Source organism: Mesorhizobium sp. M7A.F.Ca.CA.004.04.2.1 (assembly GCF_004022825.1).
Lineage (GTDB): Bacteria > Pseudomonadota > Alphaproteobacteria > Rhizobiales > Rhizobiaceae > Mesorhizobium.
Genome location: NZ_RZPH01001660.1, coordinates 1 through 632 on the forward strand (window position 1 = coordinate 1; position 632 = coordinate 632).

Genomic DNA, 632 nt, shown 5'->3' on the forward strand with positions numbered 1-632 from the left:
GGCGGTCGTGCCTGCGCGTCGACCGTATTCTGGTCTCGGTTTATGTCATCGTCGGCTTCTTCGCCGGCCTCGCGGCCTTCGTGCTGTCGGCGCGGCTGAATTCCTCGGAAGCGGTCGCCGGTATCGGCTACGAGCTGACGGTCATTTCGGCCGTCGTCATCGGCGGCACCTCGCTGTTCGGCGGCATCGGCTCGGTCGGCGGTACGGTGGTCGGCGCGGCGCTCATCGGCGTGCTGCAGAACGGGCTGCAGTTCAACAACGTCTCGTCCTATACGCAAAGCATCGTCATCGGGCTCATCCTGATCCTGGCGGTGGCGTTCGACCGGTGGCTGAAATCGCGGGTGAGAAGGTGAGGGGGACGGTTGTCCCTTCTCCCACAAGGGGAGAAGGGGAGCCCCCTTTCTTGCAAAACAGCCGTCCTTTGCTAGAAAGGTTTTGGCGGGTGGCATCGTGAGAGAACCTCATGTTTGCCGATATTATCAGACCGATCACCCTAGGTTTTTCGCTGCTGCGGCGGTTCTGGCCGCAACTCATGGCACTCGTGCTGGCCGGCGTGCTGGTCGGCGATCTCCTCATGCAGCTCGCGGCGAAGGTGGCGCTGGCCAATCACTTCGCCGGGCGCGGCTGACATA

At 63.0% G+C, this 632-nt stretch carries 2 protein-coding genes; both read left to right on the plus strand.

Annotated elements, in window-relative coordinates; genetic code table 11:
* Positions 1–353: ABC transporter permease (locus EN893_RS36810; RefSeq protein ID WP_164901537.1), on the plus strand; the 353-nt coding region annotated here is incomplete at its 5' end.
* A 110-nt stretch (positions 354–463) separates the two neighbouring features.
* A complete protein-coding gene (locus tag EN893_RS38505; protein WP_164748889.1) occupies positions 464–628 on the plus strand; it encodes a hypothetical protein in 165 nt (54 codons plus the stop codon).
* Positions 629–632 lie beyond the last annotated feature (4 nt).

Excerpts from the sequence above, each read along its gene's own strand:
- EN893_RS38505 (WP_164748889.1), top strand. The coding sequence starts at position 464 with ATGTTTGCCGATATTATCAGACCGATCACCCTAGGTTTTTCGCTGCTG.